At 43.5% G+C, this 25,024-nt stretch carries 12 protein-coding genes; 8 read left to right on the top strand and 4 right to left on the bottom strand.

Annotated elements, in window-relative coordinates:
* The first annotated feature begins 4 nt into the window (after positions 1 to 4).
* Positions 5 to 430, top strand: coding sequence for a FixH family protein (locus tag G9Q97_RS04875; RefSeq protein ID WP_166143734.1), 426 nt, complete (start codon positions 5 to 7; stop codon positions 428 to 430).
* Between the two features lies 1 nt (position 431).
* Positions 432 to 1,145: a sulfite exporter TauE/SafE family protein gene (locus tag G9Q97_RS04870; RefSeq protein ID WP_166143732.1), complete on the top strand. Its 714-nt coding sequence runs from the start codon at positions 432 to 434 to the stop codon at positions 1,143 to 1,145.
* 11 nt (positions 1,146 to 1,156) lie between these two features.
* Here G9Q97_RS04870 and G9Q97_RS04865 read toward each other — a convergent pair whose 3' ends face one another.
* From G9Q97_RS04865 to G9Q97_RS04850, 4 genes are all read right to left on the bottom strand, one after another.
* Positions 1,157 to 2,128 (bottom strand): PorP/SprF family type IX secretion system membrane protein, encoded by a 972-nt coding sequence (locus G9Q97_RS04865; protein WP_166143730.1) that lies wholly within the window; start codon positions 2,126 to 2,128, stop codon positions 1,157 to 1,159.
* A gap of 11 nt (positions 2,129 to 2,139) precedes the next feature.
* A complete protein-coding gene (locus tag G9Q97_RS04860) occupies positions 2,140 to 10,404 on the bottom strand; it encodes an MBG domain-containing protein (RefSeq protein WP_166143728.1) in 8,265 nt (2,754 codons plus the stop codon).
* A 71-nt stretch (positions 10,405 to 10,475) separates the two neighbouring features.
* Positions 10,476 to 11,018, bottom strand: coding sequence for a phage tail protein (locus G9Q97_RS04855; protein ID WP_166143726.1), 543 nt, complete (start codon positions 11,016 to 11,018; stop codon positions 10,476 to 10,478).
* Positions 11,019 to 11,784: 766 nt separating this feature from the next.
* The gene (locus tag G9Q97_RS04850) at positions 11,785 to 12,567 is read right to left on the bottom strand and encodes an SDR family NAD(P)-dependent oxidoreductase (RefSeq protein WP_187357709.1); all 783 of its coding nucleotides are present in this window, start codon (positions 12,565 to 12,567) and stop codon (positions 11,785 to 11,787) included.
* Between the two features lie 426 nt (positions 12,568 to 12,993).
* Here G9Q97_RS04850 and G9Q97_RS04845 point away from each other — a divergent pair, with 426 nt between their 5' ends.
* The 6 genes from G9Q97_RS04845 to G9Q97_RS04820 all read left to right on the top strand — a co-directional run bounded on the left by G9Q97_RS04845 (position 12,994) and on the right by G9Q97_RS04820 (position 25,023).
* Entirely contained in the window at positions 12,994 to 14,826 is a 1,833-nt protein-coding gene (locus tag G9Q97_RS04845) for a 3-keto-disaccharide hydrolase (RefSeq protein ID WP_166143724.1), read from the top strand.
* Between the two features lie 41 nt (positions 14,827 to 14,867).
* A complete protein-coding gene (locus tag G9Q97_RS04840) occupies positions 14,868 to 16,799 on the top strand; it encodes a c-type cytochrome (RefSeq protein ID WP_166145157.1) in 1,932 nt (643 codons plus the stop codon).
* Positions 16,800 to 17,401: 602 nt separating this feature from the next.
* Positions 17,402 to 20,590, top strand: coding sequence for a SusC/RagA family TonB-linked outer membrane protein (locus G9Q97_RS04835; RefSeq protein ID WP_166143723.1), 3,189 nt, complete (start codon positions 17,402 to 17,404; stop codon positions 20,588 to 20,590).
* A 27-nt stretch (positions 20,591 to 20,617) separates the two neighbouring features.
* On the top strand, positions 20,618 to 22,396 hold the full coding sequence (locus G9Q97_RS04830; RefSeq protein ID WP_166143721.1) for a RagB/SusD family nutrient uptake outer membrane protein: 1,779 nt from the start codon (positions 20,618 to 20,620) through the stop codon (positions 22,394 to 22,396).
* Between the two features lie 567 nt (positions 22,397 to 22,963).
* A complete protein-coding gene (locus G9Q97_RS04825) occupies positions 22,964 to 24,121 on the top strand; it encodes a glycosyltransferase family 4 protein (protein WP_166143719.1) in 1,158 nt (385 codons plus the stop codon).
* Between the two features lie 86 nt (positions 24,122 to 24,207).
* Entirely contained in the window at positions 24,208 to 25,023 is an 816-nt protein-coding gene (locus G9Q97_RS04820) for a polysaccharide biosynthesis/export family protein (RefSeq protein ID WP_187357708.1), read from the top strand.
* Position 25,024: the final 1 nt, after the last annotated feature.

Genomic DNA, 25,024 nt, shown 5'->3' with positions numbered 1-25,024 from the left:
CAAAATGAATTGGGGAAATGGAATAGTATTGGTCTTTGTAGTATTTGTAGCGATCATGGCAACCATGGTGACCATCTGCATGAAGCAAGATGACCTGCACCTGGTTACAGAGAATTATTACGAAGAAGAAATAAAATACCAGGAACATATAGATAAAGTCAGTAATTCTCTGGAGTCCTCCAAGGAGGCCATGAGCTTTGATGCCCAGGCAAAAATGCTGGATTTAAACCTTCCGGTAGGAGCAAAAGGAGAACTTCACTTGTTCAGGCCTTCCGATGCCAGAATGGATAAGAAGATAGATGTCAATATTAAGGATACCGAAGTCAATACCGTGGATTTAAACAGCCTTTCTCCGGGTTACTGGAGGGTTAAATTAAGTTGGGAAAGGGATGGAGTTGGTTTTTTTGAAGAAAAGAAAATAGACCTGTAGCATGCTTTGGACAGCCTTTTTATGGGGTTTTTTGGGGTCTTTTCACTGCATAGGTATGTGTGGTCCCATCGCTTTGGCATTGGCTGGCAAAGACAGGAACAAATACCTGCTCAACAAACTCCTTTACAACTCAGGCAGGACCCTTACTTATTCTTTATTAGGAGGATTGGTAGGTTTGCTTGGTTTTTCCCTTGCCCTGGCAGGAATCCAACAATGGCTCTCTATTCTTATGGGGGCGGTGATTATTGGGATGGCTTTTTTTTACAGAAAATCTGAAAAATGGGTCTCAGGTTCATGGCTTGCCGCTGGCATGATTCGGTTGAAATCCAGGCTAGGAAGCTCCATTAAAAGAGGAGGCCCCAAAGCATTTTTTATTTCCGGTATTCTGAATGGTTTTTTGCCCTGTGGTATGGTTTATATGGCTTTACTCGCCTCCCTGGCCATGCAGGGTCCGGTTTCGGGTATGGTTTACATGTTGTTTTTTGGATTGGGCACTATTCCTGTAATGGTGCTTTTGATGCTGTCCAAAAACATATTTTCTTTTGGATTCAGACTGAAAATGAATCGGCTTCTACCTTATTTTGCGCTGTTTATTGGTGTTCTATTTGTCATCAGAGGAATGGGTTGGGGCATACCTTTTTTAAGCCCTGCTTTGGGTTTTCCCAAAACGGAAGTTACAGAAATGCTTGATGGCAATATCACACATTGCGACTGATATTTGATTCATTACCAAATATTAACCTTGTCATCGGGTCCCTTCTCATTTTTTCTAAACAGGTGATAGACCAGTGCAAATTCATGGGTTTGTCCCGGTAGCAAGTAACTCCGGTTTGCCGGGAATTCAAAAATATATCCAAGCCGGATTCTATCAAATAACACTCCAAATTGAAGGTTACTGGCATAATCAAACCGATGTCCTCCTCCAATCCAGATTTTATCCATGAGTAAGGTCTTGACGTTAAATTCAAGGTTATCCGGTAAACCTTCCTGGCTGCGATAAAATCCATTTATAATTAGGGATGCCTGAGGAGATAATGCTTCCCTAAACCCAGCCTGAATGATATAAACCACTGGTTTTCCATCCATGAACTCTTCACCCCCTGAAATGCGACCCTTATTCACATTGTGCATCGCATAGGAGAGATAATAGGATTTATGGGTCAATGCCAAACCCAAATTAAAATCGAAAATCTGCATGTCCGAAAACCCGCCCAGATACTGACCAATCAAAGGATCCCCTGCTTGTTCACTGGTTAGCGCATTGCCATCCAGCCGGATGGTTTGATAATTCAAACCCGCACCTAATCTCAACTGATGACTGGATGTCAGTCTTACCCTGCTGGCATAGGCTGCTAAAAATTCAGTTTCTTTGAATGCCCCATAAGTATCGTGCAATAGATTAATGCTGTAAGCATTCTTGCCCATTAGAGCGGGATCCTCTATTCCTTTCCCTTCAGAAAAATCCATTTCAGCACTGATGAAATAGGTCTTTGGCGCTCCTTCCATACCCGACCACTGGTTTCGGACATAACTCCTGATGGTACTACCTTCATATCCAGTCAATCCGGGGTTGAAATAACTTTGAAAATGACTGAACTGACTGATGTATTTTCTCGATTGTGCCTGTAGCTGTAATGTTTGTGAAAATAGGAAAACAAATGTCAGGTAAGCTATGGACTTCATTTGAATCTTACTCATAATTGACTTGGTTAATCTCTAAAAATAGTTAATACACCCCTACGTACTTCGCCGGATTCTCCGGTACTGATTACCCAGAAATAAGTACCTGTCGGCAATGCATTGCCGAAAAATGTACCATCCCACAATTCATCCGGATTTTCAGTATAAAAGACCCTTTTACCACTTCTTTCATAAACGGCTACTTTCCCGCCCTTAAAGTATCTCAAACCTTTTATTCCCCATGAATCGTTGAAACCATCTCCGTTTGGAGTAAAGGTGTTTGGCACGTTGATTTCCCTGAGGGCAACCCGAAGTCGGTTCAAAGTGAAGGTTTCGTAAATAATATTTCCAGCGCGGTCCGTACTGCTTACTTCCACGGTAAATGTGGTTTTTCCCGGTAAGGCATCCTGACTGTTCCAATAAAGCTCATTACCTGAAATACCGAAGTACTGGTTATCGGCTGCTGAGCCCGACAACCCATACACATGCACATTGTCCTGTGGATCCTGGGTGCTTAAAGTGCCAACGGCTGTGCCCGGTTCAATATTGGCTGGAAAATCTTCCGTCGAAATATTAATCCCCAACGGAAAGGCTTTGTCTTCCACCAGAATGCTAAGGCTCGGCTCCAATTGATTAGGGTTTTGAATATTGCCCAGTTCAAGGCTGCCTTTGTACTGGAACAATCCTGCTACCCTGGTATCCAATACAGGAATGATCCATTCAACCGGAATAGTTACTTCCTGCCCGTTACTCAGGTGGACGGCAATTTCTTCCGGTAATGCCAGGCTTTCCAACGGGCTGTTCCAGGGGATGGATATCAGGTCCGGATCATCAATCGCCAACAGATTTAAATCTAAAAGATTGATTTCAAATCCGGTACTACTTTCATTGCCTTCGGCATCTGTTGCCAGCAATTGCACCTGTATCTTTTCCGCCTGGTCAAACCTTGTTCCGGCAGCGGGAGATTGAATAAACCGGACCAAACTACAATTATCCTGGGCGGTTGCCACCTGGGTAAAATCCGGCAATTGGTAGGAGCCGTTCAAATATACGGTTTCGTCTTCAGGAACCCCTTCAATAATGGGGGATGTGTTGTCTTTGATGATTACTTCCTGCGTCTGGCTGGTAAGGTTTCCACCCAAATCCACAAAGGTCCAGGTAACCAGGGTATTTTCCCGGATGGGGAGATTTCTGTCTGGTGTTCCAATAATTATTCCTCCACAATTATCTTCAGCTGTTGGGGTTTCCCATGATTCCAATTGGCATTCAGAATGCAATACCGGAAGAGTGGGCAGCATGGGTATAGGTGGAGTTTGGTCCTTCACAGTCAAAATGGTATTGGAAGTAAATGTGTTTGCGTTCACATCCACAACACTTACCTCAATTTCCTGTTCTCCCAAATCGGTACAGTCGAAATTTACCTTGTCAAGATATACCATTTGTCCTGCTGCCAGGGTTTGATCAAGCAAGTTCGCAGGGTCTGCCATCGCATTTCCTGTTTCATCAAGTATCAAAATATGGGGTTTGACACGCGGAAGAATTTGGAAAGGCGCTCCGGAAAAAAGGACTTGATAATTGTCACCGGCACTCAGGTCGCCTTCCGTAATGGCATAGCTTCCCACATTTTCACCCGGCTCCCTGTTCAATGAACCGGTAAGCAATGTCTCGTCATCTCCTGCTACAAAACCGCTGCTGGCAAAACTGAAATCAGGATCGGCCTGTCCATAAACTTTTGCCTGACCGGCATTGACAGTAATAATCAAAGTCTGCGGGCTAATGGCAAAATCCGCAGCAGTAAAGGCTATAGTATAATTGACACCGGCACTCAGGTTTCCTGTTGTGATGGCATAGCTTCCCACATCTTCACCAGGCTCCCTGCTCAATGAACCGGTAAGCAGTGACGCATCATCCCCGGCTACAAAACCGCTGCTGGCAAAACTGAAAACCGGGTCGGCTTGTCCATAAACTTTTGTCTGATCGGCATTGGCCGTGATAGACAAGGTCTGAGGGCTAATGGCAAAATCCGCAGCAGTAAAGTCGATTGTATAATTGTCTCCGGCACTCAGGTCGCCTTCCGTAACGGCATAGCTTCCCACTTCCTCACCGGGCTGCCTGCTTAATGAACCGGTAAGCAGTGACGCGTCATCTCCGGCTACAAACCCGCTGCTGGCAAAACTGAAATCCGGATCGGCCTGTCCATAAACTTTTGCCTGACCGGCATTGGCAGTGATAATCAAAGTCTGCGGGCTAATGGCAAAATCCGCAGCAGTAAAGTCTATGGCATAATTGTCTCCGGCACTCAGGTTGCCTTCCGTAATGGCATAGCTTCCCACATCTTCACCAGGCTCCCTGCTCAATGAACCGCTAAGCAGTGACGCATCATCTCCAGCCACAAACCCGCTGCTGGCAAAACTGAAAACCGGGTCGGCCTGTCCATATGATTTTGTCTGACCGGTATTGGCACTGATAAGCAAGGTCTGTGGAGAAATGGTAAAATCCGCGGCAGTAAAGGCTATAACATAATTGTCACCGGCACTCAGGTTTCCTACCGTAATGGCATAGCTTCCCACATCTTCACCAGGCTCCCTGCTCAATGAACCGGTAAGCAGTGACGCATCATCTCCAGCTACAAAACCGCTGCTGGCAAAACTGAAAACCGGGTCGGCTTGTCCATAAACTTTTGTCTGATCGGCATTGGCCATGATAGACAAGGTCTGTGGGCTAATGGCAAAATCTGCGGCAGTAAAGGCTATGGCATAATTGTCACCGGCACTCAGGTTGCCTTCGGTAATGGCATAGCTTCCCACATCCTCACCTGGCTCCCTGCTCAATGAACCGGTAAGCAATGTCTCGTCATCTCCTGCTACAAAACCGCTGCTGGCAAAACTGAAAACCGGATCGGCCTGTCCATAGACTTTTGCCTGACCGGCATTGGCAGTGATAATCAAAGTCTGAGGGCTAATGGCAAAATCTGCGGCAGTAAAGGCTATGGCATAATTGTCTCCGGCACTCAGGTTTCCTACCGTAATGGCATAGCTTCCCACATCTTCACCAGGCTCCCTGCTCAATGAACCGGTAAGCAGTGACGCATCATCTCCAGCTACAAAACCGCTGCTGGCAAAACTGAAAACCGGGTCGGCTTGTCCATAAACTTTTGTCTGATCGGCATTGGCCATGATAGACAAGGTCTGTGGGCTAATGGCAAAATCCGCAGCAGTAAAGGCTATGGCATAATTGTCTCCGGCACTCAGGTTGCCTTCGGTAATGGCATAGCTTCCCACATCCTCACCTGGCTCCCTGCTCAATGAACCGGTAAGCAATGTCTCGTCATCCCCGGCTACAAAACCGCTGCTGGCAAAACTGAAAACCGGATCGGCCTGTCCATAGACTTTTGTCTGGTCGGCATTGGCCGTGATAATCAAAGTCTGAGGGCTAATGGCAAAATCAGCAGCAGTAAAGTCGATTGTATAATTGTCACCGGCACTCAGGTTTCCTACCGTAATGGCATAGCTTCCCACATCCTCACCTGGCTCCCTGCTCAATGAACCGGTAAGCAATGTCTCGTCATCCCCGGCTACAAAACCGCTGCTGGCAAAACTGAAAACCGGATCGGCCTGTCCATAGACTTTTGTCTGGTCGGCATTGGCAGTGATAGACAAAGTCTGTGGGCTAATGGCAAAATCAGCAGCAGTAAAGTCGATTGTATAATTGTCACCGGCACTCAGGTCGCCTTCCGTAATGGCATAGCTTCCCACATTTTCTCCCGGCTCCCTGTTCAATGAACCGGTAAGCAATGTCTCGTCATCTCCTGCTACAAAACCGCTGCTGGCAAAACTGAAAACCGGATCGGCTTGTCCATAAACTTTTGCCTGACCGGCATTGGCCGTGATAGACAAAGTCTGTGGGCTAATGACAAAATCTGCTGCAGTAAAGTCTATGGCATAATTGTCACCGGCACTCAGGTCGCCTTCCGTAATGGCATAGCTTCCGACATTCTCTCCGGGTTCCCGGCTCAATGAACCTGTAAGCAGGGTTGCGTCTTCACCAGCTACAAAACCGCTACTGGTAAAGTTGAATGGCGGCTCCGGTTGCCCATAGATTTTCGAAATACCTTCCGAAGCAGAAATAGAGAGGGCTTTGGGAGAAATTGTGGCCAATGCACTTGGAGCTCCGGTTAAACTTAAACTGTAATTTCCTGCTGCTGTGCCGCTTAAATCGGCCGAAACGATGGTAACTACCTTGTCATTTCCCCTTTGAGGATCTGAAAACTCAATTACCAAATTGCTCAAAACAACATCATCTCCGGGCAGGGGACTTGTAAGTATCAGCTCATTACCAAGTATAAGGGCATTGTTGGTTCCGTCATATATTTTGTTTTCAGCAGTGAATGATCCTCCTATAGTCAGCTCTTGTTTTTCCGTTGTAAAGCTTTCTTCCTGACCAAATGAAGTTCCGGCTGCATTGCTTGCATATGCCCTGACATAATAAGTGGCATTTGGATTCAGGCTGGAAACCAGACTGGAGAATACTCCTGTACCACTACCCAGGAGTATTTTGCTGTCTGAAAGATCCGGGTTGCCTGAAGTGTTGTATACAAGTCCTCTTTCGGTAACAGGGCTGAATTGCTCGCTACTCACTTCCCCTCCTAAACTGGCAGCATTCGCTTCTATTCCAGCAGGTATTGCAGTGCTTACCAGCGGAAGCGTATAAACGGGTCCCTGGTAATCAGATTTTACCGGATTCCCCGTGTTGATGCCATCTCCGGGGGTAATTTCAAAACTTATAAATCGGCCAAGAAAAGCCGGAATAATAGTCAGGTTTATACCGTTTTCTCCGGCTATAACTTCCTCGTTTGTCCCAGCCGCATCATCTGCCAACCACCATTGGATGCTGCTGCCTGATTCAGTGTCATTTTCAGCATCGGAATAGGAGTATTGCCCCAATAGATTACCCCCTTCGATAAGGGAACCGGTAAAACTTACATTGGAAGCAAGGGGTGGAGCATTGGGAGCAATTACCTGTATGGTCAAAGTGTTGTTTGCTGTCAGGGACCCTCCACTTCCGGTATTACCCTGGTCATCAATTTCGATAGAAAGAATAGCTTCACCAACAAAATCTGTGGTACTCGTGAATACCATCCCTTCCAATGCATTGTTAATGGAGGCCAGGTTTCCGGAGAATTGCATGTTGGAATTATCCGTACCTGAACCCAGCACAAAGGTCAATCCTGAAATATCAGCCAGATCCAAAGTGCCATTGCTGACCGTCAAATCTACCATTAATGAATTGTCGCCCACATCTGCATCACTTACTGAAATGGCGTTTCCATTTGTGGCATTGAAAGTCAAAGGCTGATTGGAAATGACTTCATCGTTTGATGGAAGAACCACTTCGGGAGCATCATTGACAGCTTCAATGGCTAACTGCAGGTTGTTTATCCCATTGGCAGGTTCAGATAGTCCCCCATTTTCATCTTCTACTATGATGGATATGATCCTTACATTTTCAATTCCCCCTAAAGTAGGATCTTCGGAATCAGAGCTAAAGGAAAGGGTCCTCAAAATGGAAGTATAGGTGCCGGCATCTGCTGTTCCCGTTAGCTCAAGGGTATTGGCGTCAACTTCCTGCAGGCTAAGGGGAGAGGGATCTCCAAGGCTGAGATTGTCTCCAGAAATCACACCTGTTCCCCTAATCTGAATAACGGCGCGAACCAATTGGTCTCCGTCAGCATCAGAAATCGCTATCGTTTCCGCAATCAAAAGGCTGGACGCATTTTCCTGATAAGGGGGTGAATTGAATACATCCGGGCTGACTTGGGGGATGGTATTGATAAATTTTGTACTTTGAGCAGTTGCCTCAGCACCCTCATTTCCCGAAATATCAGTTAAGGTCACACTCAAAGTAACCGTTCCATTGGACAGGCCTGTTAAATCAATCCCGTTTACCATTTCTTCAGCACCAGAAATTGTTCCAGAACCGGTTACGACTGTACCCCCGCCTGAGCTTGTAAATGAATAATTATAGGTACTTCCCAATTCAGCCCCGGAAAAAGTAAAACTAACCTGATCCTGATTGGTCTCTCCGATAGCATCCTGATCAATTTGCACTGTATACCCTGCTGGAGCAGTATTATCCGTACAAAAATCAAAGTTGTCAAGTGCGAGATAGGTAAAATCTGCTCCTGGTTCGAGTATTAATTCATCAATCAGTACATCTGAGAAATCTGAAGCACCCGCCGTTTCAAAGTCAAGTGTGAAATAGCCACCTGTGGATCCGAAATCATCAGGAAATCCGGTGGTTTTCTGGAACGTGTATAATGTATTGCCATTCAGTTTTCCTGTTACTGTCAGGGTACCGTCGTTGGTAGGGCTTACTCCGGATGGGAATGAAGATAGGTAAAGACCTATTCTATTCACTGTTACCGGTGTTGCTGTCGACTGTATTCCATACGGTCCGGTTCCGGAATTTTCCAGATATTTGGCGGAAGCATTTGCTCCAAAACCTATGCGGTTCTTCACTGCCCAATTTCCTGTTAGACTGAAATTAAGACCGTTTCCGGAAAAGGTTACGGCGCCGTCGGTTTCATCCTCAAAGGACTCCGAAAAGCAGGCTCCAACCAAATGAATTTGCCCGTTCAGGTATTCAAGCGGGCCAGAATTGTTTAGGGCATCAGCGATATCTGTTCCACCATTTAATTGCAGCTGCAAGGATCCCTCCCCTGAAATCCCCGTTACCTCTACCTGAAAAGTACTTCCCGTGCCATTAATTTGATTCAAAGTCCCGGCAGCTATTCCCGTGCGCACTAAAGTGAAATCATCCAGACTTACATTCAAGGCGTTTTCATCAAATTGAACGATATAAGTTATCGAGGTTGCTGTACTACCTGGATTTCCATCCAGAAGTATACGTTGTACTGCCGGAGCTGCAGTGTCGGTATCTGGTACTTCCTGGCAAAAGTTGAAATTATCTATCAATAATTCCACAAATCCATCTGCTATGGTAAATTCAACTTCATCTACATTGGTGTTTCTGTAATTTTGATCCCCAGCTGTGGAAAAGTCAAGGGTAAAAAAACCACCATTTTGAGTCGTATTTACAGGAAATCCGCTTGTTTTTAATATTGTAAAGACCGTATTGCCATTGTTTTTTCCGGTGATAGTTAATGTTCCGGATGCGGTTGGATTATCGCCATTGGACAAATCGGACAAAAACAGGTCTACAGTATTCATTGTGAAAAGGCTGGAAGAACTGATGGAAAAAGTCCCGGCCATACTGTTGTTTTTGATAAAATCATTTGAGTTTCCTGCGCCAAAGCCCAGGCGGCTTTCACTCTCCAGACCCGTACTTAATGAGAATGAAAGACCATTGCTGGAGAAATTGCTGCTTGCATCAGGGAGGCTTTCCATATTTTCTAAAAAACAAGCACTTACAGAATGGGTATTGCCGGATGAAAATGCAGGGACACCGCTGGTATTGTCCTCATTTGTAATATTGGTGCCTGATTTCAGATCCAACCGTAGGAATCCCTCTCCGCTGATGGCATTGACGGTTACCTGGTAACTGTTGCCGCTACCACTGATAGCTGCCAGGCTTCCGGTAGTTCCGGAAGTGATCAGGGAAAAGTCATCCAGACTGACATTAAGTGCGGTTTTAGAAAAATTGACTGTGAAAGTGACGGACTCCGAAGTGGTGGGAGGAGCCCCGTTCAGCGTTATTCCTGTAACAAGGGGTGGATCTTCATCCAAAGGTGAAAAAGGAGGGCCAGTAGTTACATGGTCAAGAAAGTTGTAGATGTCATCTGCATTGATCCGGATTTCATCCACTTCATAAAAATCCGGGTCGTTATCGAATGTTTTCAGCCCATCTGTTGCTGAATTGAAAGCAATGGGTTTGGGAGAACCTATAAGACTTCCGGCTCGATAGGCACTAATGGTACCGGTGGTAGAAGCACCCACGCCACCTTCCTGAAGAAAAATACTGATAAACTGAAATAGTGAGCCGTCGGTTTTTTGAATGGACCATTGTTTGATCCCTCCCGGCTGAATGTTGGAATCATTTAAGGCAACAGTGCCTTGGTATCCTTCTGTTTCGGTGGCTTTTATACCGGAATTGGGCGTAGCATTGGCTTCTTTGGTAACCGAAAAGCTCAAACCGCCATTGTCATACGTTTCTCCAAATGTTCCAATGTAATTTGTGATCTCATTGAAGGTAACTGTTGTACTTTGGGCCCTGATTTGTTGGCAACTAAAAAATAACAGTATAAGAAGAAGTAAATTCTTTAAAAGTAGCTTCATGGCAGTAAAAGTTTTGAATCAAAAGAAAAGAATTCCCCGAAAAAATGTACGGGGAATTCTTTTCAGGTTAACTAGCTTCGGGAAGGAAAGATACCCTGTATGCAGATAATAAAGTTTACTCCGGAATAAGGAGGCGTATGATCAAATGCCTGGCTTTGACCCGCAATACCAACCGCTTGTGCATTCATGGTGGTGTTGGCGGAATTATCATAGGCATTTACAGCCACTGGAGGATTCGACCGGTCTATTTGTACCTGACTCAAAGCAGGAAATGTATTCTGTGGTGTGTTTGTGTTGCCTGCACCTGAATTGGCTGAGAGGGTATGGTTATGAGCAGGCAAATTTGCTACTGTTAGGGTGGTGGTTTCCCAGCCCCCTTTCTCGCCCAATTGCCTGGTGGATAGCCCCGGTCCCTGACCAGGCCCTATAGGAACCCTTCCCCTAAGATCTGGCAAAGCAAAAGTGGTTCTTCCATCTCCACCGTAAGTTGTTCCTAAGATGGAAAATAAAGCCTGGTTTTGATTGATGGGTAAAAGTTGTCCATTACAGAAAGCATAGCCTCTGGGAGCGAAGTTTCCGGCGAACATTTTAATAACGCCAATTAGTTCTTCCATGGTAATATTTTGAATTTTAGTTAATGATTATTATGAAACTAAAGGTAAATTAAAAAATTAGAATTTTTATCTATTTAATTTGCTAATTTTCACATATTTAATTTTGTATCTAAGAAAAGGCTTTTCAAAATACTTAAAATGTTAAATATATTTAAAAAAATTTTTTAAACTAATTTTAATATTTATTATATCCTGTATAATGTAGTGTTTATTTTGAGTATATATAATTAATCAAAATTATGAATGGTTGTTTTTAGCTGTGTTTGCGTAATCACGAACGAAAAATAATTAACTGGGAAGATGGCCATTTTGTAAATGGGAATGTATTTGTTTTCAAAGAGCCCCAATACCTGACTTCGATTCTGGTTGCCATTTATTTTGCCAGGCAATACCTTACTTAAACCCGAAAATTAAACAACTAAAAGGCATTAGATTCTCTTTTGTGTGTTTAAAACGCTTTAAATTCAGCCACTTTTCTTCCCTCTTTGTGTTCACTGAAGGGTTTGCTGCAACTTGCTTTCCAAAGTGATTTCCCTGGGTTTCGAATCCTGATACTTAATCCGGTGTAAAATGGACACAGGAAATTCAGGTTCGTCTTAATTTTTCAGGTAAAAGGTTAAGGGATAACAGTTTACAGATCCAGAATAAGTACATATGTTCACGCACCAGTTCCTTCCCAAGTATAAAAAAGTATTATCCGTTTATGGATGGTTAGCATAGATTTAACGAATCATCTACATGCTTTGGTGTCAGAGCAGCATGTTCATTATTTGGCTGTCCAGCCTCCATCCACCGTAAGCATTGATCCCGTCATGTAGCTGGCGGCTTTACTGGCCAGAAAAATGGCGGCTCCCTGAATTTCGTGTAATTCTCCCCACCTGCCAAATGCTGTTGCTCCAATGATAAACTCTTTGGTCGCAGGATCATCCGCAACTGGAATATTCATTTCAGTCAGGAAAGGACCGGGGCAAATGGCGTTCACATTGATGTCAAAGGGTGCCAATTCCAGTCCCAGTGCCCGTGTCATTTGCACCACCGCACCCTTACTTGAAGTATAAGGCGTCCTATTGGCCAATCCAACCAGGCCAAGTGTGCTAGCCAAATTGATGATTTTACCGGATTTGGCCTCCTTCATGTGAGGGACCACTGATTTGACGCACAGCCATGTTCCCGTCACATTAACGGCCATCACCTGATTAAAATCTTCTAAACTAACATCATTTATTCCTCCCCGGATATTGATCCCTGCACTGTTGATCAATATATCGATTTTGCCAAAGGATTTTAAGGCAAAATCAGTCATGGCTTCTACCTGTTCTTTATCTGTGATATCCGCAGCAAATGAAAGCGCTTCAACGCCAAATGCCTCTTTTAGGGCATCAGCACTTACCTGCCCATCTTTTTCCTTGCGGTTGACGATGAGCAAATCTGCCCCTGCAGAGGCCAATCCGGCAGCCATTGCCAAACCAAGCCCCTTGGAGCCGCCGGTGATTATGGCTTTCATACCGCTCAAATCAAACAATTTTATTCCCGGGAGATTTTCTTTCATAATGGTGATTATTTATTCAAAAAGCGATTAAAATGAACAGGCTTGTTGCATTTGCCCCGGTTTAATAAATAGTGTATTGGCCCTGTTTTGACAAATGAACGAATAAGTACCTTGTATGCTGACTAAATTTACTAGGGGAAAAGTTAAGCATTTTATCCCCAAATCCATAAAACAAGTACATAATCAGCTGGTCTTAAGGTTGAGTACCATTACCAAAAGATTTCATTAACAAGCTGTTAATCAAAAAAAACTGATTCGTTTCAGTCGATCGGGAGCGCATCAGACCGATTGACAGGCCAGTTAAATTTGACTAAAGAAAAAAGTATTAAAGCTTCAAAAAACATAAACTTTCCTTAATTGTTGTTTAAAAAAACTATTTTTGCCAGTCTATATGGTGTAGTAATTGTATTTATCAGTCTTAAACTTATGATCAAATTTATTTCCTTTAAACAAATATGCGGGTGGCTATCAGCAGGTTTTTTTATTTTTAGCCTGCAAGTTCAGGCGCAGGAGCTTTTCAGTTTTGAAAACTTTGATGGGTTCGAAAAACCTGGAAAAACCTGGGCAATAGTTGGGGATGTTCAGGCAGATATACATCAAACAGGCCAATTAGCAGTAGACAAAGGGCAGGGTATTCTTGCAAATATCCCCACACAGAAGAACAAGGGAGAAGACTTGTTTACAAAAGCCTCTTTTGGAGACATGGACCTGGAGGTGGACTATCTGGTGGCAAAAGGGTCCAATTCCGGCATTTACCTGCAGGGCATGTATGAGATTCAAATTCTGGACAGCTGGGGAAAAGCCATTCCCAGTTCGGGTGATAATGGGGGGATTTACGAACGTTGGGACGATTCAAAGCCAGATGGTCAGCAGGGCTACCAAGGCTATGCTCCCAGGCAAAATGCCAGCAAAGCCCCTGGTCTTTGGCAAAACCTCAAGGTGTCTTTTCAGGCAGCCCGATTTGATGCTCAAAACAATAAAATAGAAAATGCCAAAATTCTTTCGGTGGTGCTCAACGGGGTTAAGATTCATGAGGATGTGGAACTTTTTGGACCCACCAGGGGTGCTATGGCAGCAAAAGAAATGGCAAGGGGACCAATCAGGATCCAGGGAGACCATGGCGCAGTCGCCTTTCGGAATTTAAGGATTACTGCCTACGACAAGGCATTACCGGGTATTAAAGACATTACTTATGATCTTTATAAAGGAAGGTTTGAGGAAGTTCCTGATTTTTCCAAACTGACTCCTGAAAGAAGTGGGCAAATGGAAAAACTGACAGCGAATATAAGGGGAGCGGATGAACAGTTTCTGATCAGGTACAAGGCCTTTTTGGAGGTGGAAAGTGATGGCATGTTGAAATTCAACCTTTCGGCTCCCGGAGGAGCAGGTGCTTTGTCGGTGGGAGATGAGCAAGTAATCGCAGCTTCCATGGGTAATCTTTCAGGAGAGCTGGAACTTACAGCCGGTAAGCATCCGGTAGAAATACTGTATGCCAAAGTACAGGATTGGGTGCAGCCGGGAATTGGTTTGGAAGTTTCTGGTCCGGGCATCCGGCCTGTTCAGCTTTCGGATAGAACATTTACCAGTTCTTCCGGACCCGACCCCATACTGGTTGACCCAAAGGATAGACCAGTATTAAGAAGCTTTATGGATATACCCGATGGTCAGAGGGTCACCCATGCGGTGTCTGTGGGATCTCCCTACAAGGTTCATTACACCTATGACATGGATCAGGGGAATCTGGTACAAGTTTGGAAAGGAGGTTTTTTGAATGCAACCCCCATGTGGAATAGTAGAGGAGACGGCTCCTCCAGGCCGATGGGGGCGATTACACGTTTTGGGACCCCTGCTTTGCCCATTGCCCGGCTTCAGTCTTTGGAACAATCCTGGCCGGTCGATACCCTTGGAACAGGCTATAAAGTCCATGGGTACAAGATCCTTTCCAACGATCACCACCTTCAATTTATGTTTGAAGGGTTTGGGGCCGAGGTTGCCGATGAGCTGGAAATTCTCGCTGACGGGAAGGGTTTAAAAAGGAACCTGACTATTAAAAATGCCAGGGAAAATACTTATGTGCGATTGGCAAACGGAGATCAGATTGTGGATTTGGGTGAAGGACTGTTTGTAATCGGAGATAAATCCTATTACTTGAAACTGGAGAATCCTGATCAGTTCAAAGCTGAGATCAGATCAATCGATGGAAAGAAGGAATTATTGATTCCTGCCCGTGAAAACATGGCGTATTTTTTATTGTTTTAATAGCTAGAAACAGAAGTCAAATGAAATTATACAGAAAACAAATGCCCCTTTTATTGCTCTTTCTGATTGGGATCATGGTATTGCAGCCTTCCATGGCTCAGGAATCCCCTATGGAGGAAGATTATTTTAAAATTTTAAAGGTAAAGGCTCCTGAGGGCACCTTACTGGAAGTAGGAGGCCTGACCGTATTGCCTAATGGAAACCTCGGGGTAGCCACCAGAAGAGGAGAAATATATGTGGTGGAAAATCCTACGGGACCCAACCCCTATTTCAGAAAATTTGCTTCCGGATTGCATGAGGTACTTGGGTTGTTGTATAAGGATGGGGCTTTTTATTGTTCTCAAAGAGGCGAGCTAACCAAATTGGAAGACATTAATCAGGATGGAGTTGCAGATCATTACGAAACCGTTTATAATTGGCCGGTGTCGGGGCATTATCACGAATACAGCTATGGTCCGGTAATGGATGAAGCAGGAAATTTTTATGTTTCAGGAAACGTGGCCTTTGGCAATGAGGAATGGTGGAGAGGTGAAAGCCGGGTCCCTTTCAGGGGCTGGATCATGAAAATCAGTCCTGATGGGAAGATGGAGCCCTGGGCCACGGGCATGCGATCACCGGCAGGATTGGGATACATAGATGGCAAGCTTTTTTACACCGAAAATCAGGGCGATTATATGGGATCAGGTGGCATCTGGCACATTGAAAAGGGATCCTTTGCCGGTCATCCAGCCGGATTAAGGTGGACTGGGTTGGAAAACTCCCCCTTAGACCTGAGCACAGAAGAATTTGATGCGGTAGTAGATCCCAGAAAGGTGAAAAATGAGCAAGGCAGGTATATCAAACCTGAAAATGTGATCAATGAGGACTACCTGACCCTTTACCAGGCAAAGGAGCAATTGCCTCAAATTACCTTGCCTGCAGTCTGGTTACCCTATGGCATTCATGGGATTTCTACCTCCGAACCGATAAAAATCCCGAAAGGAAATTTTGGCCCTTTTGGAGGTCAGTTGCTGGTGGGTGATCAGGGTCAAAGCAAAATCATGCGGGTTATGATGGAGGAGGTTAGAGGCGTGCTTCAAGGTGCAGCCATTGATTTCAGAAGTAATTTTCGATCGGGAGTTCTTCGGATGGCCTGGGGGAATGATGGCTCCCTGTTTGTAGGTGAGACCAACCGGGGCTGGGGTTCAGCCGGTGAGGCAAATGAAGGATTGGAGCGATTGGTATGGAATGGGGAAATTCCTTTTGAAATGAGAAATATCAAAGCCATGCCAGATGGTTTTGAAGTGGAATTCACCCAACCGGTGGATAAGCAATCGGCTGAAGACCTGGCCTCGTACAGTGTGCAAACTTTTATTTACAAATACCATCCTGTTTACGGCAGCCCACCTGTGGCCAATAAAATGGCGGAAGTAAAGGGTGTACAGGTATCAGCCGATTTGATGCGGGTAAGAATAAAAATTGATGGGCTTACCCAATACCATATTCACCACATTCGGTTAGATGGGATTCGGGAAAGGGATAACTTTTACTCATTGGTACATCCTTCCGCCTACTATACCTTAAATGAAATCCCGGAAGGAGAAAAGTTGGCGGAAAATAGCATGAGAACCTATAACTCTGCTGCTCAAAAGGAGCAAGCCAAGCCCGCCAATGTAAGTCCCAAGGCAGTATCGATGAGCGAAAAGGAAGAAGGTAAACCGGCTGCTACTTCGGACAAAATTGATGAAGCCCTGGTAACTGCTTTACTTTCAAAGCATACCTGCATTGCCTGTCACAACAAGGACACCAAACAAGTGGGCCCTGCTTACAAGGATGTGGCCAAGAGAAATTATACAGCTCAGGAGATCGTTGCTTTGATCCATACGCCAAAACCTGAGAATTGGCCGGAATATGCTACACCAATGCCTCCTATGCCCCATGTCCCCGAAGCTGATGCCTTGAAAATAGCCCAATGGATTAATTCTTTGAAATGAGAGCATGAAATAACAGCCTATTACCTGGCTGTTATTTCATTTTAATTATTATTAGATTTTTAGATTACAGGAGAATAATATTTTTCATAATTAATTAAATACATTATATAAAATTTCTAAAGAGAAAATTTTTATATTTTATTAAATTATTCTTTATCAGGTTTTTATATGGAATTGAGAATTGTTTTAGAAAATTTTATGTTTTTGATTGATTTCAGTTCAATTTAATTTTTTCTTCTAAAAAAAAATTGTAGAATTGCTCAAACATTTAAGGTCACAATCAGTTTTTTAATTTGATTTAGCCGCTACATGTTAATTAATAAACCTAAACTAAACCAATTATGAAAAATCATTCTACTCCTTACTTTTTGGAATGTGCCTCTTTCCTCAAATGCTGTAAAGCATCAGTTCCGATAAAAATATCCTTTATTTAGGTTTTCTCACAACTTTCTGATTACCGATTTTAAATTCAATGTTATTTCTTTGAAAAATATAATTGATTTAATCAAGTAATCTTAACCGGGTTTTGATTCAATCTATTTGAAAAATGATCTCAATTTTAAACCAATTTAATTTTACACTTTAAACTCAATAATTTGCTTATGTCAAAAATTTACAGGTTTTGCAGTATGGCATTGTTGGTTCTTATGGTAAATACGGCTGCCGTTTTTGCCCAGATAGAAGTAACAGGTACTGTTTCGGATGATTTAGGAGATCCATTACCGGGTGCCGCGGTTTTGGTTAAGGGTACTTCAAATGGTACCGTTACGAATTTAGATGGTGAATACACCATATCTGTTCCCAATCAGGAGGCAACTTTAGTTTTTTCCTTTTTGGGATTTACCAATCTGGAAGAAGTCGTTGGAAGCAGAACCACTATCGATGTTCAACTGGAACAAGGTGTCAGTGGTCTGGATGAAGTTGTGGTGACTGGCTATGGTTCTCAATCCAGGAGGGAGATTACCGGTGCGGTAACTTCCGTTGATTCGGAAGAATTGCTGTCCATACCCGCTACCACCTTTGCACAGCAATTGCAAGGTAGAGCAGCCGGTGTGACCATTGTCAATGATGCCACTCCGGGAGGAGGAGCAACAGTTAGGATTCGGGGTTTTGGTACGATTAACAACAATGACCCTTTGTATGTGATTGATGGTGTGCCTACCCAAAATCAAGGCAATTTGAATCCAAATGATATCGAATCTATTCAGATTTTGAAAGATGCCTCTGCTGCTTCCATTTATGGTTCAAGAGCTGCAAACGGGGTAATTATCATTACTACTAAAAGAGGTAAAGTAGGTAAACCTTCCATTTCTTTTGATGCATTCTACGGATCTCAGACCGCAGAAAGAGGTCCTGACCCATTAAATGCCCGCGAATTAGGTGAGTATTTATATTTGGCCAATGTGTATGCGGGTAGAACTCCCAGTCATGGCCAGTATTCCTGGGGACCAAATGGTGAAGTCCGTATACCTGACTATGTGTTTCCTAGCGGTGCAATGGAAGGTGATCCCGGTGTAGATCCCAGCTTGTATGCGCTTGAGCCTGGAAATATTTATCCAATCACAAGGGCTGCCGATACCGACTGGTGGGCAGAGACAACCAGATCGGCACCCATTCAAAGTTATCAGATTACTGCAAATGGGGGAACAGAGAATGGAAGATATGCACTTTCTCTAAACTATTTCAATCAGGAAGGGATCGTTAACGATATTGGTTATGACAGGTATTCAGTTCGTGCCAATACCGAATTTAAAGCATTAAATAATCGATTAACTGTAGGAGAAAACCTTTCTGTAACAGTAGGCAATCGAAAAGGTGGATTCGGAAATGGATCTGCTGGTAACAATGCAGAACAAAATGCAGTATTCAGTTCCTCCTTGCAACACCCATTGCTTCCAGTTTATGATATCATGGGAAATTATGCAGGAAGTAGGGGTGCCAATCTGGGTAATAACTTCAACCCTGTTGCGGTTTTGGGTAGAGCCAAAGATAACAGAAACCTTTCCTTAAGGGCTTTTGGTAATGTATACGCACAAATAGATCTGACCGATAATATTAATGTAAGATCCAGTTTCGGCATAGATGCCAATAACAGGCGTGCCTTATATATTGGAAGGCCACAACCCGAATATGTGGAAGGTAACTTTGTAAACAGTTCAACTTCTGAAAACGAGTACTCATATCAGTGGGTATGGACCAATACCATCAGTTATACCAAAACTTTCAATGAAGTCCATGCTTTTGATGCCTATTTGGGTATAGAATCCATTAAAGAATTTGGAGAGATTTTTGGTGCAGCCAGACAGCGATTTGCCTTCGAAACAGTTCCGATTATATCTTATCTGGATTTAGGGGACCCGAATACCGCTACCAACTTTGGAAGGGTAGTTAGTGATTACAGGTTATATTCTCAATTTGGAAAAATAAATTATTCTTACGATGGCAAATACCTGGTACAGTTTATCTTGAGAAATGATGGTTCATCCAGGTTCCTTGCTGCTTCCAGAAATGCAACCTTCCCGGCCTTCAGTCTGGGTTGGAGATTATCTGATGAGGCAGCCGTTGCAGAGGCACTACCTTTTGTGTCCGACATGAAATTGAGGTATGGTTGGGGTAAAACAGGTAATCAGCTGATTGGTGATTACAATGCTTACACCACCTACAGAACGAATATTTTCAATGCGGGATATCCGATTGATGGATCATCATCATCACCTGCTTTGGGTTTTGATGCACAGCGATTTGGCAATCCTAATGCGCGGTGGGAATCTACTACTTCAAACAATTTAGGCTTGGATGTTGAATTCCTTGATGGCAAATATTTCTTTGAATTGGATGTGTGGAACAGGGTGACATCGGATATGCTTTTTGAGATTCCGATTAGCTATGGGCATGGTGATGCTACGCCGCCTTTTTTCAATATTGGCCAAATGACCAATAAAGGTATAGATTTGAATCTGGGTTTGAATGATACTGCTTTGGGAGGTGAATTGAGGTACGGTGTTTCTGCCAATTACTCCATGTACAGAAACAATGTAGACAATTTAGCTGAAAATGAAGATAACGTTCTTTTCGGTGCCTCAACAAGGGTGCCGTCCGTAACCATCACCCAATCTGGTTACCCTATTTCTTCTTTCTTTGGTTATAACAACCTTGGTATCTTCCAAACTCAGGAAGAGGTAGATGCTCATCCGGCCTATGGTACCTACAATGCAGTAGGTAAGTTTAAAGTTGAAGATGTAAACGGAGACGGTGTTATCACAGATGGAGACAGGACCATTATTGGAAATCCTCATCCGGACTTCGTTTATGGTATCAACCTGAACCTGGGCTACAGAAATTGGGACCTTACCTTGTTTGGAAATGGTTCTGTAGGAAATGATATCTTTAACTACATCAATTACTGGACTGATTTCAATACCTTCCAGGGTAATAAATCAAAAGCAGCATTGTATGATGCCTGGCAGCCTAACAATACCGATGGCACGCTTCCCATCATGGATGCCAACGACCAAATCAGTAGCCGTCCTTCCAGTTATTTTGTGGAAGACGGATCCTATTTCAGGTTGAGAAATGCACAGCTAACTTATAACTTACCAGAAACTACTTTGAGTAATCTGGGGATGAGTAGAGCTTCCATTTATTTTCAGGGACAGAATCTCTTTACTTTGACCAAATACACCGGCACAAATCCGGAGATCCAAACTGGAAGTAACAATACCGTTGGGTTTGACGGTGGTTACATGCCAGTATCCAGAAACTTGATTTTGGGCGTTAATGTCACGTTTTAATCAACCAAAACTTAAAGAAGCAATCATATGAAAAGAATATATTTTAAAATAGCAACTGCTGCTTTGGTAACGGGAGTGATGACGACTTCCTGCCAGGAGGAATTTCTTGAAACAATTCCCCAAGGACAGTTCAGCACCGTGGGCCTTGAGAATGCGCAAGGTGTGGAAGGAATTTTATTAGGTGCCTATGCCATGATAGATGGCTACGGCCTTGACGGACAATCCGGTTGGAATGGAACCATTGACAACTGGGTTTATGGTGGAGTGGTATCCGATGATGCATACAAGGGAACAGATGCCGGAGATCAGCCGGAACAGTCCTTTTTGGAAGCATTTGACTTTCAACCAACCAATCTGCATTTGAGGAATAAGTGGAGAGCCGTTTACAAAGGGGTAGCCAGAACCAATGATGTTTTGAATACCTTAAAGGAGGCTGAAGATGTCACAGATGCCCGAAGAGCTCAGATAATCGCTGAGGCCCGTTTTTTAAGAGGGTTTTTCCACATGGAAGCTAGAAAAATGTGGGAGAGAGTTCCTTATATAGACGATGAAACCTTCGAGCTATCTGATTTGGAAAGTAGTAAAGTTCCCAATGACAGCGAAATCTGGCCGGATATCGAGGCGGATTTTGAAGCTGCCATGAACGTTCTGCCCGAAGTTCAGTCAGACCCGGGAAGGCCTACCAAATGGGCAGCTCAGGCATTCCTTGCCAAATCAAAAATGTTTCAGGGCTGGGATCAATCTACCGGAGTAGCGAATACAGCAGTATTGCAGGAGGCCAAAACGCTTCTGGATGATATCGTAGACAATGGTCCTTTCACTTTAACCCCTACCTTTGAGGAGAATTTTCTGGTAGGAAGAAGAAACAATGAAGAGTCCATATTTGAAATCCAGTTTTCGATTTCCAGTGCGACCACCGCTGCGGCGAATGAAGGTACTACCTTGAATTACCCTTATACGGATCCATGGGGATGTTGTGGTTTTTACCAGCCGTCCCAGAACCTGGTAAATGCCTATAAAACATCTGCTGATGGTTTGCCTTTGTTGGATACCTTCAATGAAGTAGATGTACCAAACGATCAGGGTTTGGCATGGAATGATCCCTTTGACGCCTATGATGGTCCGTTGGACCCCAGGTTGGATCATACTGTAGGTCGCAGGGATATTCTCTATAAAGGATATAAAATTCATGGCAGTGACTTTATCCGGGATCAAAACTATGCAGGTCCCTATTCTCCGAAAAAGCACGTTGCTGAACCAGAGTTCTTCGGAATAGGCGCCAACCCACGATTGTCTGCCAATAATTACAGGATCATGCGTTTAGGTATGGTAATACTATGGCTGGCCGAAGCAGAAGTGGAATTGGGCAATCTGGAAAGAGCGCGGGAATTGGTCAACATTATCAGGGAAAGGGCTGCTAATCCGGCAGGATTTGTCCCAAATGCCATTCAGGGAGCTGAAAGGAATGATTTTACCATCGTTGAAGGAGAACCAGCCGCCAATTATGTAATTTCTACCTATGATCAACCCTGGACAGATGAAGACGTAGCCAGAAAGGCCGTTAGAATGGAAACAAGATTGGAATTTGCGATGGAAGGGCACAGGTTCTTTGACTTACAACGTTGGGGAATCGCAGCAGAAACCATGAATGAATATCTGGAAGAAGAGGCTACAAAGAGAACTTATCTTGGTAACGCTTCCTTTGAAAAAGGTGTTCATGAATATTTCCCTGTTCCATTGGAAGCAATTGAAAGGTCCTTTAGAGAAGGTTCTCCTACACTTACTCAGGACCCTGCTTTTGATTGATTTTTATTAACAATGAATAATTTAAAAGGTGAGGCTTATCCCTCACCTTTTTTTATTGGGAAAGATTTTAGGTGAATAGACAGGTATATCCTAAATTAGATTTATGAGCGGTGTTGATATATTTTTATAAATTTCGGTTTTTTGGATATCACTTTCTTTTTTTCCCTCCTGCCATCAGGAAGAATCTAAACTGTTCTGGCTGCTTCCTTTGGTGTCTCTGACATGGGATGCAGCATGTTGGCCATATTTCTTGAACCTGGCCAGGATGGGTTTTTAGGCCTTGATGTTTTTTTGCACAAACTGTTGGTCCGCTCCTTTCCTGGTGTTAAAGACATATTCAATAGGATGCTGCAGGTAACAAGGACGGGCTGTACCGGGGGAACGAAGATCTGTATTATTTGCTCAATAATATTGACCAGATATTTTCAATTAAATGGCCTTTTAGGCATACTTTTGGATTTTACTGCTCGTTTGTAATGTTGAATCCGTCTTTATCCGGGAGAGATTATTTAAAATTTTTACCGATTTAAAAGGTATATTTGCACTTTTAATTAACAAAACAGCTGAATGCCAAAATTAATCAGGATAACTACCGTTCCTCTTTCCTTAAAACTACTGCTCAGGCAACAGATGCATTTCATGTCAGTGGCGGGGTTTGAGGTGTTGATGGTCAGCTCAGAAGGAAAAGAATGGCATGATGTTTTAAAAAGTGAAAAAAATGTCCGCAAGGAGATTATTCCCTTTACCCGTAAAATCACTCCGTTTAAGGATTTGTATTGTATATGGCGCTTGTACCAATTGTTTAAAAAGGAAAAACCGGACATCGTCCACAGCCATACACCAAAAGCCGGTTTATTAAGCATGATAGCAGGATGGCTATCCGGTGTCCCTGTGCGCATTCATACCCTGGCTGGTTTGCCTTATGTTTCCAGGTCAAAAGGGCAAAAGAGTCTCCTGGTATTCATGGAGAAGCTGACTTTTCGTTTTGCCCATGAAGTTTGGCCCAATGCACAATCCCTGAAAAATTTTATTATCAAAGAAAAATTAGTAGATCCGGGCAAGGTGAAAGTTATTGGGCATGGTTCATCCAATGGAGTGGATTTAAGCGTTTTCAACAGGGACAACCTACAGGAAAACCATTTGGTTGCAGCGACAATGAGACTTACCCCCGGAGATGATGAATTCCTGATTTTGGCTGTGGGTAGGTTGGTGAAGGACAAAGGTATTGCCAACCTGGTGGAAGCCTTTATCCAATCCAAAATTGTGAACCGGTCAAAACTGGTATTGCTTGGAGATTTTGAGCAAGACCTTAACCCTCTGGAAAAAAAGACCATTAATCAAATCAGTGACCACCCAAAAATTGTCCATGTACCCTGGACAGATCACGTGGCCTATTACCTGGCATTGTCTGATGTATTGGTACATCCTTCCCACAGAGAAGGTTTTCCGAATGTCTTACTGGAGGCTGGTGCCATGTGTTGCCCGGTAATTTGCTCTGATATAGCCGGTAACAAAGAGTTGGCCGTTCACATGAAAACGGCTTTGGTTTTTCCCGTTACTCAGGTAGCGGCATTGAAGGAAGCAATGGAGTTTGCTTTTGTAAAAAGGACGGTGATGCAAGGCTTTGCCGAAAGGATGTATGAACGGGTGAGGCTTGATTTTGACAGGAAAAAGGTCCATTCCGAAATTTTGAACGCATATAAGCGTTTGTTGGACAGAAAATAGTGTCGATTAAATTAATTGCAGGCTTTAATTTTCTAAACGTCCATATTTAATTAATTTTGAGCGCATCTAAATTGAATTTTTATCAAATGAGGTTGATTTCCATTGTGCTGTTTTCTTTGTTTATCACTTCCTGTATCAGTAACAAGAGGATCAACTACTTGCAAAATATCAAGGGAAATGAACCCATTGCCCTGGATGAATTTATTCCTTATGCAGAAGTAGATTATGAATATGTGTTACAGCCTTTCGATATCATAGATATTGATTTTGCTTCGCCCAATGAAGAATTGTTGAGAGCTTTTGAATACCAGGGTGCCTCAGCGGCCAGAGGAGGAAGAGCCGGAGGAGGAGGTGGAGGAGCCATGGATATATTTTATTTTTCAGGCTATTCCCTGGATAAGGACGGTTATGTAAGAATGCCAGTACTGGGCCAAATCAAATTATCCGGCTTGACAGAGGAAATGGCCAGGGACAAGGTACAGGAAGCCATCAATGTTTATTTTAAAGAAGATGTAGAGGTCAGGTTAAGGATAGGAGGGATTAGGTTTACGACTTTAGGGGAGTTTCAGAGTGTCGGACCTAAAGTCATTCTCAAAAACAGGGCTACCATTTTTGATGCCATCTCCATGGCTGGGGAATCCAGTATTCTGGCGAGGAAAAATGAACTTTTCCTGATCCGGCAGTACGATGGAGGCATGAAAATTCACCAAATTAATTTGAACGACCGGCAATTGCTGGCCTCTCCTTATTATTTCATTCAGCCTAATGATGTTTTATATTTGCAACCCATGAAGATCCGGCAAATTGGTTCTGGAGAAAATATTTCCTCAAGCCTTCAGCTGGGGATCTCCATTATTACAGCGATGATGTTTATTTATGGGATTACCTCTGGAATTTTTTGAA

Origin of the sequence: Cyclobacterium plantarum, from assembly GCF_011290685.1 — a bacterium.
Lineage (GTDB): Bacteria > Bacteroidota > Bacteroidia > Cytophagales > Cyclobacteriaceae > Cyclobacterium > Cyclobacterium plantarum.
Note: the sequence above shows the minus strand (reverse complement) of the source record. Positions and strands in the feature narration are given on the sequence as shown.

Excerpts from the sequence above, each read along its gene's own strand:
- G9Q97_RS04875 (WP_166143734.1), top strand. The coding sequence starts at position 5 with ATGAATTGGGGAAATGGAATAGTATTGGTCTTTGTAGTATTTGTAGCG.
- G9Q97_RS04870 (WP_166143732.1), top strand. The coding sequence starts at position 432 with ATGCTTTGGACAGCCTTTTTATGGGGTTTTTTGGGGTCTTTTCACTGC.
- G9Q97_RS04865 (WP_166143730.1), bottom strand. The coding sequence starts at position 2,128 with ATGAGTAAGATTCAAATGAAGTCCATAGCTTACCTGACATTTGTTTTC.
- G9Q97_RS04860 (WP_166143728.1), bottom strand. The coding sequence starts at position 10,404 with ATGAAGCTACTTTTAAAGAATTTACTTCTTCTTATACTGTTATTTTTT.
- G9Q97_RS04855 (WP_166143726.1), bottom strand. The coding sequence starts at position 11,018 with ATGGAAGAACTAATTGGCGTTATTAAAATGTTCGCCGGAAACTTCGCT.
- G9Q97_RS04850 (WP_187357709.1), bottom strand. The coding sequence starts at position 12,567 with ATGAAAGAAAATCTCCCGGGAATAAAATTGTTTGATTTGAGCGGTATG.
- G9Q97_RS04845 (WP_166143724.1), top strand. The coding sequence starts at position 12,994 with ATGATCAAATTTATTTCCTTTAAACAAATATGCGGGTGGCTATCAGCA.
- G9Q97_RS04840 (WP_166145157.1), top strand. The coding sequence starts at position 14,868 with ATGCCCCTTTTATTGCTCTTTCTGATTGGGATCATGGTATTGCAGCCT.
- G9Q97_RS04835 (WP_166143723.1), top strand. The coding sequence starts at position 17,402 with ATGTCAAAAATTTACAGGTTTTGCAGTATGGCATTGTTGGTTCTTATG.
- G9Q97_RS04830 (WP_166143721.1), top strand. The coding sequence starts at position 20,618 with ATGAAAAGAATATATTTTAAAATAGCAACTGCTGCTTTGGTAACGGGA.
- G9Q97_RS04825 (WP_166143719.1), top strand. The coding sequence starts at position 22,964 with ATGCCAAAATTAATCAGGATAACTACCGTTCCTCTTTCCTTAAAACTA.
- G9Q97_RS04820 (WP_187357708.1), top strand. The coding sequence starts at position 24,208 with ATGAGGTTGATTTCCATTGTGCTGTTTTCTTTGTTTATCACTTCCTGT.